Here is a 16,430-nt window from a genome sequence, read left to right as displayed (position 1 = left end):
ACTGCACAAACCTGGGAGGTCACGTGGACACCACTCTCGGTCTCGTCAGTGGAGCATTGAGTACGGCGAGTTTGCTGCCCCAGGTGGTCCGCGCGATCCGCACGGGCAGAACGACCGATCTCTCGTGGTGGTGGCTGGCACTTTTCGCCGCCGCGGTCGGCGGCTGGCTCGTGTACGGCGTGCGCAGTGCCGATCTGGCCGTCGCGGTCACGAACGCGGCGATGATGGTCTTGATCTCGATGCTCATCGTGGTGAAGACACGCCACAGCCTCGCCGCGCAGACGCGGTGAGTTGTCCGAATGTCCCAGGCTATCAGCTCATTTCGCATCGATATCCCACAATCCCAACTCGACGACCTAGGTCGTCGCTTGGCCGAAACGCGTTGGCCGGAGCGGGAATCGGTGCCGGACTGGTCCCAGGGCATGCCGTTGGACACCATCATCGGGTTGTGCCGCAACTGGATGGAGGAATACGACTGGCGCGCCACCGAGCGACGGCTCAATCGGATCCCGCAATTCCACACCACGATCGACGGCCTGCCGATCCACTTCCTCCACATACGTTCCCGCCACCCCGACGCCACGCCGGTGATTCTGACCCACGGCTGGCCCGGCTCGTTCCTGGAGTTCGAGCAGGTCATCGCACCGCTCACCGACCCACCCCACGATGAGTCGGCGTTCCACGTCGTCGTCCCATCGCTACCCGGATACGCCTTCAGCGGGAAGCCCACCACTCCCGGCTGGGGGATCGAGCGCATCGCCCGAACTTGGTGCGAATTGATGACCCGCTTGAACTACCCGCGCTTCCTCGCCGCGGGCAGCGATTGGGGCACAAGCATTTCCACCACCATCGCGCTCCAGAATCCGGAACGGCTGATCGGCCTGCACCTGGTCCCGCCGCTCGTACCACCCGATGGCTCTATACCTTTCACCGATGCCGAGCGAGCGTCAGTCGCTGACCTGGACGAACGGACCAGCACCGGATCCGGCTACTCGGCCATACACAGCACCCGCCCACAAACACTGGGATATGGGTTGACCGACTCACCTGCCGGCCTCGCGGCATGGATCGCGGAGAAGCTGTGCACCTGGACTGGCGACCCCGGCCTCACCCGTGACCAGATACTCGACAACATCACCCTGTACTGGTTCACCCGCACCGCTACGTCGTCGATTCGGTTGTACTGGGAGAGCATCGCTCAGGTCAGCCGGTGGTTCACGGCGTCCGTAGCCGACACGATAGATGTGCCGACCGGCTGCAGCGTCTACCCGAAAGAAGTACCGCGCCCGTCCCGCCGCTGGGCAGCCCGCCGATTCACCAACATCGTGCAGTGGAGCGAACCCACCCGCGGCGGACATTTCGCCGCCTGGGAACAACCCGCCCTCTTCGTCGCAGACCTGCGGGCAACCAACCACGCAATCCACAGCGCCACACCGCGATAGCGTGGCCGAGGGCAGCCGGTCGAGGTCTTCGATGACATTCGCGAATTCGATGTATGCAATCGAAACTATTCAGATCGCGAAGGGATTATCGATTGCCCATGCGACGCTGAAACGGGCATGACCATCCGAACCCTCTACTTCGCCTGTGCCGCACTGATCCTCGCGGGCTGCTCGACCCAGACCGGACACACCACCGACCCCGTCGATCGCTCCGGCGACTTGGTCATCCCGCAGGCCGTGCACATCGACGGTGGGCTCAGCCCCGAACAGGCCGAGCGGGAAGTCCATCTGGCCCAGGTTCTCTACACCTTCTGGAACACCGGCAACACCGACTACCTCGACCGGGCAATCGCTCCGTCCTTCCACGACAACACCCTCCCGCCCGGCCGACCCCAAGGCCCCGGCGGCCCTGCCACGGCATCGAAGAACTTCCGCGCCACGGTCCCGGACCTCACCTGCGAACTGTCGGACCTGTACGTCACCGGCGACACCCTCACCGCACGACTGATCTTCCGAGGCCACTTCACCGGCACCTACAACGGCGTCCAGGGCACCGGCCAACCGGTCGAGTTCAACGCTATCGACCTACAACACATCGGCCCCGACCACACCCTCATCACCGAGGATTGGCACATCGAAGACAACCTGACCTTCCTTCACCAAATCGACCAGGCACCTTAGCCAGTCCAGCCGCCGAGCGGGACCGCGCACGGTTAGCCGAAGTCCCATTCGGTGGCGCGGGGGTCGGGGAATTGGTCGGCATGGGCCATGACGATGGTTCCCGCCTTGACGCCGAGTTGTTGGCCGGTGTTGTACCACGCTTGGACTTGATCATCGCCGGGCCCGTGCTGCCAGATGTGGTTGTCGAGGTTGTCATTGGTCTCCGTGCACGGTTCGGAGATCAGCGCACCCGATGACGTGCGAGCCAAGCAGTTGCCCAGGCCACTGCGCAATCGGAAGAGACCCGCCCAGCCCCCGACTCCCGGTACGACCCCGGTCCAGGATTGGACGGTGACGATGTGGGACGAGTCCCATGCGCACGGTTCCATGTCCACGGCGCCGTCGTTGTCGGTCAGGCATTGACCGGTCGCGATATTGCGCAGGAAGGTTCCGAACGGCCATGTCGGCCAGCCGCCGGGCGGGTCGGCGTGGCCGGTCGCGGTGGTGAACGCCGTGGCGAATGTGACCGCAACCGCCGCCGCGGCGATGCCCGTGCGCTCAGCGATATTCATGGTGGCCACCGTAGAAACGGCCCATATCAACGGCATTACAACGCGGTAGGCGGGCCGATCGCTGGTTTCGCCGCGCCGGGGTCAGTGGTAGGCGTCGAGTTCGGCGAGGTAGGTGGCGCGGGTGGGCTCGTCGAGGAAGGCGGCCTCGAAGGAGTTGCGGGCCAGGGTGCGGACCTGGGCGTCGGTGAGGGACAGTTCGGTGGCGGTCGCGGTGAGGTTGGCGTGGACGTAGCCGCCGAAGTAGGCCGGATCGTCGGAGTTGACGGTGACCAGCAGGCCCGCGTCGAGCATGCGATGCAGGGGATGGTCGGCGAGGGTGTCCACGACGCGCAGGCGCACATTGGAGAAGGGGCAGACGGTCAGCGGGATGCGCTCGCGGACAAGGCGATTCACCAGCTCGGGGTCTTCGAGGCAGCGGACGCCGTGGTCGATGCGTTCGACGCGCAGGATGTCGAGGGCTTCGCGGATGTACACGGGCGGGCCCTCCTCACCGGCGTGCGCGACCGCGCGCAGACCGAGGGCGCGGGCGCGCTCGTAGACCGCCGCGAACTTGGCGGGCGGGTGTCCGACCTCGGCGGAGTCCAGGCCGACGGCGACGATGCGGTCCAGGAATGGTTCTGCCGCACTGAGGGTTTCGAGCGCCGATTCCGCCGACTGATCGCGCAGGAAGGACAGGATCAGCGAGGTGGTGATGCCGTAGTCCTGCTCGCTGCGGTCCAGGGCGGCCAGCAGTCCGCGCGCGACGATGTCGAAGGCGATGCCGCGGGAGGTGTGGGCCTGCGGATCGAAGAAGATCTCCGCGTGCCGGACACCGTCCTCCCGCACCCGAGCCAAATAGGCGTTCGCGAGATCGGTGAAATCCTGTTCGGTCCGCAGCACATCGGTGAGCGCGTAATACAGATCGAGGAACGACTGCAGGTCGCTGAAACTGTAGGCGTCCCGCAATTCCTCGACGCTCCCGAAGGGCAGCGTGATGCCGTTCCGCTCGGCGAGCCGGAAGGCCAACTCGGGTTCGAGGGTGCCCTCGATGTGCAGATGCAACTCGGCTTTCGGAATCGGCATCCGACGATCGTAGGGGAGGCGGTGTCGGTGACGCCCGACACGCCCGTCTCCCGCTCAGTGGAAAATACGCGAAACGGACACGGGCGGTGTGGGCTGGGGATAAGGTCTGGCATCCCGGTGATCACGGGCCGGCCTCGGTAGTAGCGAGGGGGTCCCGCCGGGATGCGTGTGTGCTCCCCGCGCGATGCCGCACGCCCGTACTCGACACTGCCGCGTAGACAGGTCGCTCCGGTCTCGCGGCCAGCGTCGGGCTTTCTCGGTGCCTGAACCGGATACCGCTCGCAACGACTCCCGTAATCCTTTGCCCTGCCGCGCGTTCGCGGCGGAGACCGGTTGCGGCGCACCGTTTTTCATTGAATTCATTCTGCTGCAAAAGGTTAGTTTTCCATGGCTTCACCCACGCAACACACACGTCGTCAGGTGCTGGGCGGCGCGATCGCCGGATTGGTCGGCGTCACGATCGCACCGCATCTGGCCCATGCCGCCGATCCCGCCTACGACGTGGTCGTCGTCGGCTGCGGCGCGGCGGGCATGACCGCCGCGCTGACCGCGGCCAAGCGCGGTCTCTCCGTCCTGGTGGTGGAGAAGGCCGCGGTGTTCGGCGGTTCCGCGGCCCGGTCCGGGGCCGGTATCTGGCTGCCCAACAATTCGGTGATTCTCGCTGCGGGAGTACCGGATACGCCCGCCAAGGCGGCCGCCTATCTCGACGCGGTCGTCGGTTCCGATGTCGCGGCCGACCGCAAGGCGGCGTTCCTGACCAACGGTCCCAAGATGCTCGACTTCGTGATGGCGAACAGCCCCTCGAAGTTCATCTGGATGGACGGCTACTCCGACTACTACCCGGAACTCACCGGCGGCATGCCGAACGGCCGGTCCATCGAACCGGACCTGTTCGACGGCAACCTACTCGGCTCGGAACTGGCCAATCTCAATCCGTCCTACATCCCCACCCCGAAGGGCGTGACGATCTTCAGCCAGGAGTACAAGTGGCTGGCGATCTCGGCGGTCAATGCCAAAGGCGCTGCGGTGGCGACGAAAACGGTCGCCCGCTACACGGAAGCCGTTGCCGCGGGCAAGGTTCCGCTCACCATGGGCCAAGCCTTGGCGGGCGGACTGCGCGCCGGGCTGCTGCAGGCCAAGGTGCCGGTGTGGCTGAACACCCCACTGTCCGCGCTGCTGCACGACGGTTCCGGGAAGGTCACCGGGGTCACGGTCACCCAGAACGGGAACAGCGTGAACCTCACCGCCAATCGCGGAGTCATCCTGTGCTCCGGCGGATTCGAGCACAACCTGTCGATGCGCACCAAATACCAGCAGGCACCCATCGGCACCGACTGGACCGTCGGCGCGGCAGCCAATACCGGCGACGGCATCCTGGCCGGAATCGCGGCGGGCGCGCAGGTCTCGCTCATGGACGACAGCTGGTGGGGGCCGGCCATCCCGCTCCCGAACGAACCGTATTTCTGTCTGGCGGAACGCACCCTGCCCGGCACGATCATCGTCAATCAGGCGGGCAACCGATTCGTCAACGAGGCCGCGCCCTACAGCGACGTGGTGCACGTGATGTACAAACAGAACCCCGCCAACCCGGACATCCCGTGCTGGTTGATCTTCGACCAGAACTATCGGGACAAGTACCTGTTCCGCGATGTCTCCCCGACCCTGCCGTTCCCCGACACCTGGTACAGCTCGGGCGCGGTGAAGAAGGCCGACACGTGGAACGCGCTGGCCGCCGCGATCGGCGTCGATGCCGGCAATTTCTCCAAGACGCTCACCAAGTTCAACACAATGGCCTTGGCGGGCAAGGACACCGACTTCAAACGCGGTGATTCGGTGTACGACCACTACTACACCGATCCCGGCGTCTTCCCGAATTCGTGTCTGGCGCCGCTGCTGCTACCGCCCTTCTACGCCTGCAAGATCGAGCCGGGCGATCTGGGCACCAAGGGCGGTCTGCTGACCGACGCCAGCGCCCGCGTCCTGAACGCCGCCGGCGCGGTCATCCCGGGCCTGTTCGCGGCCGGAAACTGTTCCAGCGCGGTGATGGGCCACAGCTACGCCGGTGCGGGCTCCACCATCGGACCCGCCATGACCTTCGGCTACGTCGCGGCCAATACCCTCTGATCCCGCACGACGCGGATGGTGGCGGTGGTCGCGGTGTCTCCCGCGCCACCGCCACGAAGTGCCGATCGAGGGCGTTTGTCCCTGTCGAACCGACAGCTACCGGTGGTCAGATGGAGATCGGACACATCCGTGAACCAGTCGACAGGAGGTGCGGACATGGACCCGTTCGACTCCCACGAAGAGCCGCGCAGCATGGTGAACCTGTCGCGGGCCGAATCCCTGCGTCTGCTGGCCACCGTTCCGTTCGGTCGTGTGGTGTTCACCCGCGACGCGCTGCCCGCCATCCGACCCGTCAATCACATCGTCGACGGCGACCAGGTGATCGTGCGGACCCGACTGAGCTCGCGGCTCACCACCACGGTGCGCGCCGACCCGGAGGTGGTGGTCGCTTTCGAGGCCGACGACCTCGATCCGGTGCGTCGACTGGGCTGGTCGGTGGTGGTCACCGGCATCGCGCGGACCATCACCGATCCCATGCGGGTGGCCCGCTACGACCGCCGGGTGCGGCCCTGGATCGACGGCTTCATGGACACCATCGTGGCCATCGAACCCACCTTGGTCACCGGCGTGCGACTGGTGCGGCGCGGCTCAATCCACGCCGAGGCCGCCTTCGGGCCGGACTCAGCCGCGAGCTGAGGGTCGGCCGCTGGATCCGGTGCCCGCGCGAATTCGATTGCTCCCCTTGGCCGGAAGGAGAGTTTCGAGTGCCTTGCGGAGATGCTCGCGCGCCTGGTCGGCGGTGAGTTGGGCGGGGAGCCAGCGCGGGGAGAGGCCGTGGCCGTAACGTCCGAGGCCAGCTGAGGAGGTCGTCAGCCGGTGGGTAGGTCGTCGCTTTCGAGGGCTGTGCCGTCGTCGATGGTAATGCTCATGTATACGTTGAAGAACGGCGAATACCGTTGCAGGGTAACGGAAACCGGGACGGTCATGTAGTGGCCCGCCGAGCACGAGGGCTGGCAGGTGTTGCGGTGAATGGTGCCGGTTCCGTCAGCGGCGGTTTGGTCCCATCGTGACCAGACCAAGTCGTCGATCCAAATGTCGGCGTTGGTGCCGCAGTGCAGGGCGGAGATCTTGGTGGGGCGGATTTCTGGTTGATCACCGCAGCGGGAAATGACGCGTGGTGGTGTCGCCACCGGTGACGGCAGCGCAGTCGAAGATGAGCGTGAGTCGGTGGAAGTCGCCGATGCGGTGTCGGTCGCGGTTGCGGCGACACCACTGTGGCTGTTCACGGCGCGCAGGTGTAAGTAGACGGGCGCCGCGATCGCGGCGACCGAGGCGATGCCGACCGCCACGAAAATGACGGCCGCGCGGCGAGAAGCGGGGCGTCGCGTCCGGGTCCTACCCGGGCGCTCGGACTCGGAGGTGGTGGCCTCGGCCAGCGCGGCCCGGGCGGCATCGACCATGGACGCGCAGTCGGGATACCGATCCTGCGGGCTTTTGGCGAGTGCCCTGGCAATGACGGCGTCCAATCCCCCTGGCACCGAGGGGCGGATGCCGCTCGGTCGTGGCGGCGTCGCGGTCAAATGCGCGGCGACAACGGCACCCTCACTGTCCCCGGGGAAAGGCACTCTGCCGGTGAGCATTTGGAAGAACGTGCAGCCGAGCGAATAGATGTCGGAGTATCCGTCGGCGACTTCTCCTTCGAAGCGTTCCGGTGCCGTGTAGGCGAAACTCGCGAGCAGTCCCGTGGCCGTGACGGTGGCGTCGACCGCGCGGGCGATGCCAAAATCCGCGACGAGAACACGCTCCTGCCCATCGACGGATTCCAGCAGTAGATTGGCGGGCTTCACATCCCGGTGAACCACGCCCCTGCGGTGCGCGAAATCCAATCCGGCGGCGGCGTCGGCCAGCAGCCGCACGGCGCGTTGCGGTGCCAGCGCCCCTTCCCGCGCGATCAAGCTCGCGACGTCCCCGCCCGCAACGTATTTCATGGACAACCACGGCATGCCGTCCTCGACGCCGCGGTCATAGACCGGGATGATATTCGGGTGCTCCAGCGCCGTGATCAGTTCGATCTCGCGCTCGAAGCGCGCGGCGACCGCCGAATTCCGATTCTTCTCGCTGGTCAGCACCTTCAAGGCCACCAGCCGCCGCAATCGAGGATGACGGGCCAGATAGACCGCCCCCATCCCGCCCGCCCCGATCTCGCGTTCGATCACGTGACCGGCGAAGACGGTTCCGGGCCCCAACTGCATTCGTCCAGTATTGCTGGAAGGGGTTGTGTGAGTGATCAATTCGCCGCTTCCGGCCTGGATCCGAGCGGGAGGCCAGGGCGGACCGGGCATGACGACCGCGTGTTCTGGATGACTTTGACGGTGAGGTAGTTAGGTGCCATATTAGATTTGTGAGTTCGGATGCGGAGGACTTGAACGCTCCCACGTTGGGGCAGGCGCGGTTGCAGTTGCGGCGGTATGGGCTCGAGGGGGAGGTGGACCCGCGGGCGGTGCTGGTGGCCGTGCGGCTCTTGGCGGCGGGGGCGAAGTTGGGGCAGGCGACCGAGGTGCATTTCGCGCGGTTCGGGCTTTCGGCGGGGCGGTATCGGTTGTTGGCGGCGCTCGAGGATGCCGAGGGGGAGTTGTCGCCGTCGCGGTTGGCGGCGATCCTGGGGGTCACGCGCGCAACGGTTACCGGGCTGATCAGTGGGCTCGAACAGCAGGGGCTGGTGTGTCGGCGGGCCTCGGCGGAGGACGGCCGCGCGGTGACCGTGGTGCTGACGGCCCGCGGCGCGCGGAAGTTGCGCGATATCGCCCCCGAGCACTTCGCCCGCCTGCAATCGATGGTCGACGTCCTGACCCGCGAGGAGCGCACCGTGTTTCTCGAGCTGCTCGACCGCATCACCCACGGAATCGACGCGCTCACCGCCGACTGAACGAACGGCCGCCTGCATGCGGTCCGTCAAACCCTCATAGTTAGCTACCTAATTATAGTTCGAAAGGTCGACGGATGATTGTTGTGATGGGGGCGACGAGTTCGATCGCCCAGGCTCTCATGGGCCGTCTCACCGAAATCGGGGTGCCGTGCCGGGCAGTGAGTCGGCGTCCGGAGTTCGTCCGGGCATCGCTGGCCCCGGGTTCGGAGGTCCGGTACGCCGACGCGGCGGATCCGCAATCACTGCGGGCCGCGTTCGATGGCGCGACACAGCTGTTCCTCACCATGACCAACGGCCCGGCTCAGATCGAACTCGAAACTCGGGCAATCGAAATCGCCGCCGAGCAAGGCATCGGCCACGTGGTCAAGCTGTCGGCTCCCATTGCCGCGCCGGACTCACCGGTGGCGGTCTCGCGATGGCATTACGCGATCGAGGAAGCCTTGCGGGCATCCGGGATGGTCGCGACCATGCTGCGGCCCTACGCGTTCATGCAGAAGCTGTTGCTCCTGGCTCCCGGGATCGTCGAGGGCGGCGTCATCGTCGGTACTTCGGGCGCGGCCTTGTTCAACTACATCGATGCCCGCGACATCGGCGAAGTCGCGGCCGCGGCACTCACACGCAGCGAGATCGCCGGGGGTGCATACACTCTCACCGGTTCGCGGACCTATAGCTATCCGCGGATCGCGGAGCTGCTCGGCTCGGCTCTCGGTAGACCGATCCGGTATGTCGACCTGCCGTCAGATGCCTTCCGTGCACAGCTCATCGAGCGCTCGGGCCTCCCGGACTGGCTGGCCACGCACATCACTGAAGTCCAGCGGCTGGCCGTCACGCATCCGGAACGCCCGACCGACACTGTCGCTCGCATCCTCGGGCACGCTCCACGGACACTGGAACTCTTCCTGGTGGAGAGCCTGGATTCCTTTCGGCCCCAGGTGGTTACGCGATGACCGTTGGAGTCGATGTCCCCGACCGTCGCGGGCGCACCGGTCTGGACCGCCACGGGCTCGACCTCACGGGCAATCCGCGAGTCCGCATCCGTGCGGTCGAGGTGTTGTCGTGCCATTGGTATGTCCTGCGCAACACCACATTCGACTTTCAGCATGGGGATGGCCACTGGAGCCGCGAAGAGCGCGAAACCTATGACCGCGGCGACGGCGCAACCATCCTGCTCTATCGCCTCGAAAGTCGAACGATCCTGTTGACCAAGCAATTTCGACTCCCCGCCTACGTCAACGGCCATCCGGACGGCATGATGCTCGAGACCCCCGCGGGACTCCTGGACGACGACTATCCGGAGGAGGCGATCCGCCGGGAGACCTACGAGGAGACCGGCCACCGCATTGGTCCGGTCCAGCGGGTGTTCGAGGCGTACATGAGCCCCGGTTCCGTCACCGAGCGACTCCACTTCTACGCCGCCCCCTACGCGGACGCGCGCCCCACGACGGGTGCCGGAATCGCGGCCGAGGGCGAGGACATCGAGACCGTCGAAATCGAGTTCACCCGTGCCATGGACATGATCCGAACCGGTGAGATCGCCGACGCCAAGACCATCATGCTGCTGCAATGGGCCGCGCTCGACGGCCCGTTCGGCCACGCAAGGAATCCGTAAAGCGATTTGACTTCGCGCGGTGGCCGGGTCGACTATGGGTTGGTCAGCACCTCGCTAGGCGAGGCTCCTGTACGAACACAGGCCACTGATCCGACGACGTCGAGAGACGCCCAGGGTTAGGACAGATCTCCCCGGATTAAGGGGTTATCCGAAGTGGCTTCCCGACTGGCGGGATACGTCGTGCAGTGCCGAAGCTCTGACGAGAGGGGTGCCTCGGCCGCCGGTCATGGGCGGCTTCGGATCCCTCGCCCGGTGCGGCACAGCGAAGATGGTCGACGCGCGCGTGCGTCCTGACGGCGAGGAGGTGAGGGGCGAATGAGTTCCGGCGATAGTCCGTATCCGAGTCAGCTTCCACCTTCCTCCCGCAAAGGAGTTCTGCCATGGCGACTTTCGCGATGCCGCGTGCCCGTACACCATTGACCGTGCTGTCGGTGCTGGGTGCTTCGATCGGGCGGGTCCGCGCCCGCTACGGCCTGACCGATCAGGAGCGAGCCAATATGCGACTCGCCCGCTCCCGCGCCGCCGTCTACACGGCGTCGCTGGGCGGTCACCCATTCCACGTCTGACAACCGGCCGGTTCTCGGCCGCGCCGAGAAAACACCCTGGGAACTCCGGCGATTCGCCTGCCGGAGTTCCCGGGATGCCCGATCCTGAATGAGTAGCCAGGCCATCGCCCGCTGGGCCTGCGCGCCGTTGGAGAAGGGTTCTCATTCATGTCCAGACACCGGGGTCGAATTATTTCCGGGATGCCGTCCACCATCGACTCGTCCCGATCGCATCCGGCCCGCTTCTACGACTACTGGCTCGGCGGCCGCGACAACTACCTACCCGACCGGCGATTAGGCGACGAGATCGCCTCCTATATCCCCGGCATCCGCGCGATGGCCCGCGCCAATCGCGCGTTCCTGGGTCGCGCCGTCCGCTACGCCATCACCGAGTTGGGCATCACCCAGTTCCTCGATATCGGCACCGGCCTGCCGACCGCGCGCAATGTCCACCAGGTCGCCCAGGATGTGGATCCCGAGGCCCGCGTGGTCTACGTCGACAACGACCCGATCGTGCTGGCCCACGCCCGCGCCCTGATGTCGGGAACCCCGCAGGGCAGAACCGCTTTCATTCTCGCCGACCTGCGCGACCCGGACTCCATCCTGACCGACCCGACCCTCGCCGAGACCATCGACCTGGATCGACCCGTCGCCATCATGCTGGTCGCCGTCCTCATGTACTTCCGCGACGCCGACAACCCGCACGGCATCATCGCCCGCCTCCTCGACGCCGTCCCCTCCGGCAGCTGCCTGGTCATCACCTACCCCACCGCCGACGTCGACCCCAAGGGAGCGGACCTGGCCGCCGCCGCCTGCGAGCGCGCCGGTATCACCATGGCCCTGCGCACCCGCGCCGAAACCGAATCCCTCTTCGCCGGAACCGATCTCATCGCCCCCGGCGTGGTCCACCTCGACGACGGGCACCCCGAACTCGCCGAAGCACCCCTGTTCGAACCCGACCCGTACTCCGGCCCGGCCTGGGCCTACGCGGGCATGGGCCGCAAACCCTGACCGCTACCCGGGGTCTGGGCGACTCCGGGTAGCGGTGTCGGTCGACTACGGATCCGGATCGGTCACCACATGGTCGGCAGGCGTTCGGGGATGCGCTTCATGAAGCGGGTGCGCCAGACGAGCTGTTCGATGGGGACGGCCAGTTCCAGCTCCGGCAGCCGGTCGAGCAGGATCTCCAGCGCGATCTGGGCGTGGCGGCGGCCGAGTGCCGTGGCGGGGCAGTAGTGCTGGCCGCCGCCGAAGCTCAGGTGCGAGGTGGCGTTGGGCCGGTCCAGGTCGATGGTGTGGGGGTCGGGAAAGGCTTCGGGGTCGAAGTTGGCGCCCTCGACCAGGACGAGCACCAATTCGCCTCGGCGGACCAGGGTTTCGCCGAGTAGAAGGTCCTCGGTGGCCAGCCGGGGGAGCGCGTCGCCGATGGACAGGTTGATGCGCAGGAGTTCCTCCACGCCGGCCGCGATCAGCGATCGATCACGCAGCAGCAGGGCGCGCAGCTCGGGGTGTTGGAGCAGGGAGACCAGCGCCATGGTGAGGAACCCGGAGGTCGAGATGACGCCCGCGCCGAACAGGGTGACCCCGACGGTGGCGAACATCTCGTCGGAGACATGCGAGTAGTCGGGATCCCTGCGCAATGCGGCGAGTTCGGCGATCAGACCGGTCGAGCGGGCATCGTCGAGCCGGTCGATCATGTACGCGATATCCCGGTCCCAGTTGAGCTTTGCCGCCGGGATGGGTTCCGCGGAGTTCATGAACGCGATGGGCAGGCTGCGCATCAGCAGTGCCGAATCCTCCTGCGGGATACCGAGTATGTGGCAGTGCAGGGCGCTCGAGTACGGTTCGGCGAAGTCGTTGCGGAGATCGGCGGGTGCGCCCGCCGCCAGGATGTCCTCGATCAACGCACCGGCCGTGACGCGCAGGAAGTCTTCCAGCCCAGCGGCTTTGGGATTCAGCGCCTTCATCACCGCCTTGCGCAGACCGGCCCCGGTGATGTTGCCCATATTGTTGACCACCTCGGGTGGGATGGTCAGCGCGTACTGGCGCGGTACGCCCGGTGCGGAGGTGTCCTTCAACGAGAACCTGCTGTCCTCGAGCACCTGCTTGCACAGCGCGTAGGAGGAGACGAGCCAGGCCTCGTCCCCGGCGATGGTGCGGACCTTGCGGACCGGGGTCGCCGAGCGCAGGACCTCGACCTCGGCCGGGATCCGGTCGCCGCGCGCGGAGAAGGGGAAGTCCAGGGGGACGGTGGCGGTGGTGGTCATGCGGTGAGTCCTTCCGCGGGAGTGACGATGGCGTGGCCCTGATTGCGGGAGGCGCGCAGACCGGCACCCCGCGAGTAGAGCAGCTCCGCCATGGGAAGCAGCTGGTGGTAGCAGTTCAGCGAGGACGGGACGCCCAGGATCGCGGGCGTGTCCAGGAACAGCGGCGCTTCGGCGCAGATGTAGTCCAGGCACACCCGTTGTTGCCGCGCGGTGGGTTGCGCGCCCGACAGCACCTTCGAGGACAGGAACGAGTCCACCAGCCCGTGGCAGACCTGCGCGAACTCCTCGTCGCCGGCCAGGCGCGCGACCAGATCCGCGTGCAGGCGGCGATACGCCGGATAGTTCTGGAATGCCGAAATCGGGTGTGCGGCAAGGCGTTGGCCCGACGGGTCCGCCTCGGCGACGGCGGCGGTGATCTTCGCGCGGACGCCGCGCAGATTCTTCACCGCCTTCCGACGGGCATCGAGCTGCGAATATCCCAGCGCCTCGTACATCTCGGCCTGGAACACATCGGTGTAGACGAAGTCGGCGCGGTCGAATCGAGCCAGGCCCCAGCGCGCGAGCTCCTGAATCCGTCGGCCCGAGAAGTAGCTGTTCCCGGGCGAGACCCCGATGATGGCGTGATCGCCGTCGTCGAGGATGACGCGGCAGTGCGCGGTGAAAGGCTGTACCGAAAACCCTTCCTGTGCAATAGGTTCCGTGCTTTCGCGCGGAGGTCTGGGGAGTGTTGCTGGTATCACGACGGGCACACCTCTCGTTGCGGTACGACGAACGGCCGGAACTCGCGAGCACCGCAATCCTCACCCCGTGATCGACCCGGCGGCACCACGACCGGATACGAATCCGGGGCCGAGAGCCCGCGGGCTCTTCGTGCTATCCAACGATGGACAGTGCTGAAAAGTACTGCGGGGCAGTATGACTCGCCGTATGACGGGGTCTGGTACGACCTCACTCGCCCCGCGTCCTTCAGGCGGTGCGAAACATGCGCAAAAGCAAACTGACAAAACGACGAAAATTGGGGGACCATTTTTGTTTCTCTGCATAGGGCGAGAATTCGTCGAAAGTCTGTGAAAACGACCTGGCGGGCAGTATGTTTCGCTACCACGCATCGTTCGCGATGTGGAATAATCGTGTTTCTCGCTCCAGGAGGGACCCTTGCGTCCTTTTTCCCGTTTCCTGCTCGCTGTACTGGTGGCCGTGGCTGCCATCGTATTCGCCATGGTCCCGGCCTCGGCGGCCACGTCCGGTTACAACGACTTCACCTGTAAACCCAATGCCGCACATCCCGATCCGGTGGTATTACTCCACGGCCTCGGCGGAAATGCTGACGGAAACGTCGGCCCGTTGGCGTTGATCCTCGCGGCCAAGGGTTATTGCACCTTCGCGCCGACCTACGGCAAGGTCGATGAGACCGTCCCGGTCGGCGGCACGGTCGATATCGATATCTCCGCGCACGAGATCGCCTCGTACATCGACCGGGTGCTCACCGCGACCGGGGCGAGCAAGGTCGATATCGTCGGGCACTCCGAGGGTGCGTTCCAGTCCCTGTACGTACCGAAGGTGCTCGGGTACGCGGGCAAGGTCGGCAAGGTGGTCGCGCTCGCGCCGCCGACGCACGGGACGACCTTCGTGGGACTGGTCACCGTCGCACAGGACGCCGATCTGGATTTCCTTGTCACCAAGGTGATTCCGCTCGGGTGCCCGGCATGTAGTGAGCTGGTGGTCGGCGGTTCGGCGGTGAAGACTCTCGACAACGGAGCCATCGCCCAACCGGGCGTGGCGTACACGATCATCGCTTCACGCACCGATGCGCTGGTGGTTCCGCACAAGTCGACCTTGTTCAACACGGCCGAAACCGCCTTCGTCGCCGAGTCCGGTGTGAAGAACGCCTATGTTCAGGACACCTGCCCGCTCGACCCGGTCGGCCACATCGGTCTCGCCTACGACGCCGACGTCAGCGAAATGGTCTCCAACGCATTGGATCCGGCGCATGCCGAAAAGGTGACCTGTAGCCTGGGCCTGCCCGGCTGAGCCGCGACGCACCGCTACCCGGGGACCGGGAGACCCCGGGTAGCGGTGCGGTCGGCTAGGAGCCGGTGCGCCGGACGTCCTGACCGTCGGGTCGCGTCGAGGCTGCCAAGGCCCAGCGGATCGCGGTGCGGCGGACCGAGGCGGCATCGGCGTAGCCGAGGAGTCGAGCTTGCTGGGTGCGGCTCAGGGGGCCGTCGGCCGAGGCCGCGGCCAGGCGGGCGTAGCGGGCGCGGTCGAGTTCATTGCGCCAGGTGGTTCCGGCCTCGGCGAGGCGGCGCTGCAGGGTGCGGGGGCTGACGGTGAGGCGGCGGGCTATCTGTTCGAGGGAGACCTCACCCAGGTCGAGATCCTCGGCCATGGCGGTGGCCACGCGCTCGGGCCAGGCGGTGGCCAGGGGTGGTGGGGGCGGGAGGGCCGCGGCCAAGGGGCGCAGGACGTCGGCCAGGACCGGGTCGGCGGTGGTCAGGGGCAGGTCCATGTCGGCGGCGCGGAAGGTCATCGAATCCCGGCTGGCTCCGAAATCGATGGCGGTGCAACCGAATACGTCGTGGTAGGCGGTGAGGTCGCGAGGTGCCGACTGCCGCAGCGACACTCGGACTGGATGCAACGGCTCGGCGACCACGCCGCGGGCGCGCGCGAGCACGGCGGTGAGTCCCCACGCGTGGGTGAGATCGCGAGCCCGGCCCTCGCCATTGACCATGTCGAGGGTCAGCGTGCACTCGTCGTCGGACTCGGCGAAGAAGTCGAAGCGGTGGTTGGTGGTCACCGCGCTCACATACGGGCCGCAGGTGGCCAGCCCCGCGCCGACCGTCGGTGCGGAGGAGAACAGGTAGTCGTAGAGCTGGGTCGCCTTCAACTCGTACCGATTGCCGACGCGCAGCGCCACTTCCGGATCGTCGAGCCACCGCGCCGCGACCTCCCACAGCCGCGAGAACGTCTCGCTGGGCACATGCACGCCCGATCCGGTCAGCGTCCACTCGGGCACACCGCACTCCCGAATCAGCCGATCGCGATCCAGACCGGCGGCGGTGAGCTGCCGGATGACGAACCGATGCAGCAGCGTCTGATCGGTCCCGATCGGCTCTGTGTCGCGGCGCGGCCCTGCCATACGGCAGACGTTAATCCGACCGCCTACGCTCCGCCACCGGTTCGGCGCACCGGGGGACCGGTGGAGGGGGCACCGGAAATGTCTGGCGCGCACACGATTCCAATTTCGCGGAATCGAATGATTTTTACCGGTGAACACCGGGTT

Annotated in this window: 17 protein-coding genes and 1 riboswitch; of the genes, 11 read left to right on the top strand and 6 right to left on the bottom strand. The window is 66.4% G+C overall.

Translation table 11 applies throughout. From position 1 onward, the window contains the following. Positions 1-23: 23 nt before the first annotated feature. The 3 genes from VMT65_RS09135 to VMT65_RS09125 all read left to right on the top strand — a co-directional run bounded on the left by VMT65_RS09135 (position 24) and on the right by VMT65_RS09125 (position 2,123). Positions 24-290, top strand: coding sequence for a SemiSWEET family sugar transporter (locus VMT65_RS09135; RefSeq protein ID WP_326307623.1), 267 nt, complete (start codon positions 24-26; stop codon positions 288-290). A 21-nt stretch (positions 291-311) separates the two neighbouring features. After that, positions 312-1,442 carry an epoxide hydrolase family protein gene (locus VMT65_RS09130; protein ID WP_326309130.1) on the top strand — a complete coding sequence of 377 codons (1,131 nt, stop codon included), beginning with the start codon at positions 312-314 and terminating at the stop codon, positions 1,440-1,442. Between the two features lie 117 nt (positions 1,443-1,559). Beyond that, positions 1,560-2,123, top strand: a complete 564-nt coding sequence (locus VMT65_RS09125) for an ester cyclase (protein ID WP_326307622.1) — start codon at positions 1,560-1,562, stop codon at positions 2,121-2,123. Between the two features lie 32 nt (positions 2,124-2,155). Here VMT65_RS09125 and VMT65_RS09120 read toward each other — a convergent pair whose 3' ends face one another. Then, positions 2,156-2,674 carry a hypothetical protein gene (locus VMT65_RS09120; RefSeq protein WP_326307621.1) on the bottom strand — a complete coding sequence of 173 codons (519 nt, stop codon included), beginning with the start codon at positions 2,672-2,674 and terminating at the stop codon, positions 2,156-2,158. A gap of 81 nt (positions 2,675-2,755) precedes the next feature. Further along, positions 2,756-3,736 carry an adenosine deaminase gene (locus tag VMT65_RS09115; protein WP_326307620.1) on the bottom strand — a complete coding sequence of 327 codons (981 nt, stop codon included), beginning with the start codon at positions 3,734-3,736 and terminating at the stop codon, positions 2,756-2,758. Between the two features lie 387 nt (positions 3,737-4,123). Here VMT65_RS09115 and kstD point away from each other — a divergent pair, with 387 nt between their 5' ends. Further along, the gene (gene kstD, locus VMT65_RS09110; RefSeq protein ID WP_326307619.1) at positions 4,124-5,860 is read left to right on the top strand and encodes a 3-oxosteroid 1-dehydrogenase; all 1,737 of its coding nucleotides are present in this window, start codon (positions 4,124-4,126) and stop codon (positions 5,858-5,860) included. 156 nt (positions 5,861-6,016) lie between these two features. Continuing rightward, positions 6,017-6,496 (top strand): pyridoxamine 5'-phosphate oxidase family protein, encoded by a 480-nt coding sequence (locus tag VMT65_RS09105; RefSeq protein ID WP_326307618.1) that lies wholly within the window; start codon positions 6,017-6,019, stop codon positions 6,494-6,496. Positions 6,497-6,669: 173 nt separating this feature from the next. Here the strand turns inward: VMT65_RS09105 and VMT65_RS09100 are convergent, their stop codons facing one another. Further along, positions 6,670-8,052 (bottom strand): serine/threonine-protein kinase, encoded by a 1,383-nt coding sequence (locus VMT65_RS09100; RefSeq protein WP_326307617.1) that lies wholly within the window; start codon positions 8,050-8,052, stop codon positions 6,670-6,672. 149 nt (positions 8,053-8,201) lie between these two features. On the opposite strand from VMT65_RS09100, the gene VMT65_RS09095 reads away from it, so the two are divergent. The 5 genes from VMT65_RS09095 (at position 8,202) to VMT65_RS09075 (ending at position 11,891) form a co-directional block, all read left to right on the top strand. Beyond that, a complete protein-coding gene (locus VMT65_RS09095; RefSeq protein ID WP_326307616.1) occupies positions 8,202-8,726 on the top strand; it encodes a MarR family winged helix-turn-helix transcriptional regulator in 525 nt (174 codons plus the stop codon). Between the two features lie 74 nt (positions 8,727-8,800). After that, entirely contained in the window at positions 8,801-9,673 is an 873-nt protein-coding gene (locus VMT65_RS09090) for an NmrA family NAD(P)-binding protein (protein ID WP_326307615.1), read from the top strand. Then, on the top strand, positions 9,670-10,335 hold the full coding sequence (locus VMT65_RS09085) for an NUDIX domain-containing protein (RefSeq protein WP_326307614.1): 666 nt from the start codon (positions 9,670-9,672) through the stop codon (positions 10,333-10,335). Before VMT65_RS09090 ends, VMT65_RS09085 begins: the two co-directional genes overlap by 4 nt. Positions 10,336-10,378: 43 nt before the next feature. Next, positions 10,379-10,550: riboswitch (M-box (ykoK) riboswitch) on the top strand. Between the two features lie 165 nt (positions 10,551-10,715). Next, complete coding sequence (locus VMT65_RS09080; protein ID WP_326307613.1) at positions 10,716-10,901, top strand: hypothetical protein; 186 nt, start codon at positions 10,716-10,718, stop codon at positions 10,899-10,901. Positions 10,902-11,081: 180 nt separating this feature from the next. Continuing rightward, positions 11,082-11,891 carry an SAM-dependent methyltransferase gene (locus VMT65_RS09075; protein ID WP_326307612.1) on the top strand — a complete coding sequence of 270 codons (810 nt, stop codon included), beginning with the start codon at positions 11,082-11,084 and terminating at the stop codon, positions 11,889-11,891. 62 nt (positions 11,892-11,953) lie between these two features. Here the strand turns inward: VMT65_RS09075 and VMT65_RS09070 are convergent, their stop codons facing one another. Beyond that, a complete protein-coding gene (locus VMT65_RS09070; protein ID WP_326307611.1) occupies positions 11,954-13,147 on the bottom strand; it encodes a cytochrome P450 in 1,194 nt (397 codons plus the stop codon). Beyond that, complete coding sequence (locus VMT65_RS09065; protein ID WP_326307610.1) at positions 13,144-13,887, bottom strand: tRNA-dependent cyclodipeptide synthase; 744 nt, start codon at positions 13,885-13,887, stop codon at positions 13,144-13,146. The genes VMT65_RS09070 and VMT65_RS09065 overlap by 4 nt, the downstream gene beginning before the upstream one ends. Positions 13,888-14,344: 457 nt before the next feature. Here VMT65_RS09065 and VMT65_RS09060 point away from each other — a divergent pair, with 457 nt between their 5' ends. After that, positions 14,345-15,178, top strand: coding sequence for an esterase/lipase family protein (locus VMT65_RS09060; protein ID WP_326307609.1), 834 nt, complete (start codon positions 14,345-14,347; stop codon positions 15,176-15,178). A gap of 55 nt (positions 15,179-15,233) precedes the next feature. Here VMT65_RS09060 and VMT65_RS09055 read toward each other — a convergent pair whose 3' ends face one another. Continuing rightward, positions 15,234-16,286: an AraC family transcriptional regulator ligand-binding domain-containing protein gene (locus VMT65_RS09055; RefSeq protein WP_326307608.1), complete on the bottom strand. Its 1,053-nt coding sequence runs from the start codon at positions 16,284-16,286 to the stop codon at positions 15,234-15,236. Positions 16,287-16,430: the final 144 nt, after the last annotated feature.

This window comes from Nocardia sp. CDC153, from assembly GCF_035818515.1.
Classification (GTDB): Bacteria; Actinomycetota; Actinomycetes; order Mycobacteriales; family Mycobacteriaceae; genus Nocardia.
Note: the sequence above shows the minus strand (reverse complement) of the source record. Positions and strands in the feature narration are given on the sequence as shown.

What these genes read in the sequence shown, in the direction of transcription:
- VMT65_RS09115 (WP_326307620.1), bottom strand. Translation starts at nt 3,736, where the DNA reads ATGCCGATTCCGAAAGCCGAGTTGCATCTGCACATCGAGGGCACCCTC.
- VMT65_RS09080 (WP_326307613.1), top strand. Translation starts at nt 10,716, where the DNA reads ATGGCGACTTTCGCGATGCCGCGTGCCCGTACACCATTGACCGTGCTG.
- VMT65_RS09125 (WP_326307622.1), top strand. Translation starts at nt 1,560, where the DNA reads ATGACCATCCGAACCCTCTACTTCGCCTGTGCCGCACTGATCCTCGCG.
- VMT65_RS09105 (WP_326307618.1), top strand. Translation starts at nt 6,017, where the DNA reads ATGGACCCGTTCGACTCCCACGAAGAGCCGCGCAGCATGGTGAACCTG.
- VMT65_RS09055 (WP_326307608.1), bottom strand. Translation starts at nt 16,286, where the DNA reads ATGGCAGGGCCGCGCCGCGACACAGAGCCGATCGGGACCGATCAGACG.
- VMT65_RS09070 (WP_326307611.1), bottom strand. Translation starts at nt 13,147, where the DNA reads ATGACCACCACCGCCACCGTCCCCCTGGACTTCCCCTTCTCCGCGCGC.
- VMT65_RS09120 (WP_326307621.1), bottom strand. Translation starts at nt 2,674, where the DNA reads ATGAATATCGCTGAGCGCACGGGCATCGCCGCGGCGGCGGTTGCGGTC.
- VMT65_RS09075 (WP_326307612.1), top strand. Translation starts at nt 11,082, where the DNA reads ATGCCGTCCACCATCGACTCGTCCCGATCGCATCCGGCCCGCTTCTAC.
- VMT65_RS09100 (WP_326307617.1), bottom strand. Translation starts at nt 8,052, where the DNA reads ATGCAGTTGGGGCCCGGAACCGTCTTCGCCGGTCACGTGATCGAACGC.
- VMT65_RS09085 (WP_326307614.1), top strand. Translation starts at nt 9,670, where the DNA reads ATGACCGTTGGAGTCGATGTCCCCGACCGTCGCGGGCGCACCGGTCTG.
- kstD (WP_326307619.1), top strand. Translation starts at nt 4,124, where the DNA reads ATGGCTTCACCCACGCAACACACACGTCGTCAGGTGCTGGGCGGCGCG.
- VMT65_RS09090 (WP_326307615.1), top strand. Translation starts at nt 8,801, where the DNA reads ATGATTGTTGTGATGGGGGCGACGAGTTCGATCGCCCAGGCTCTCATG.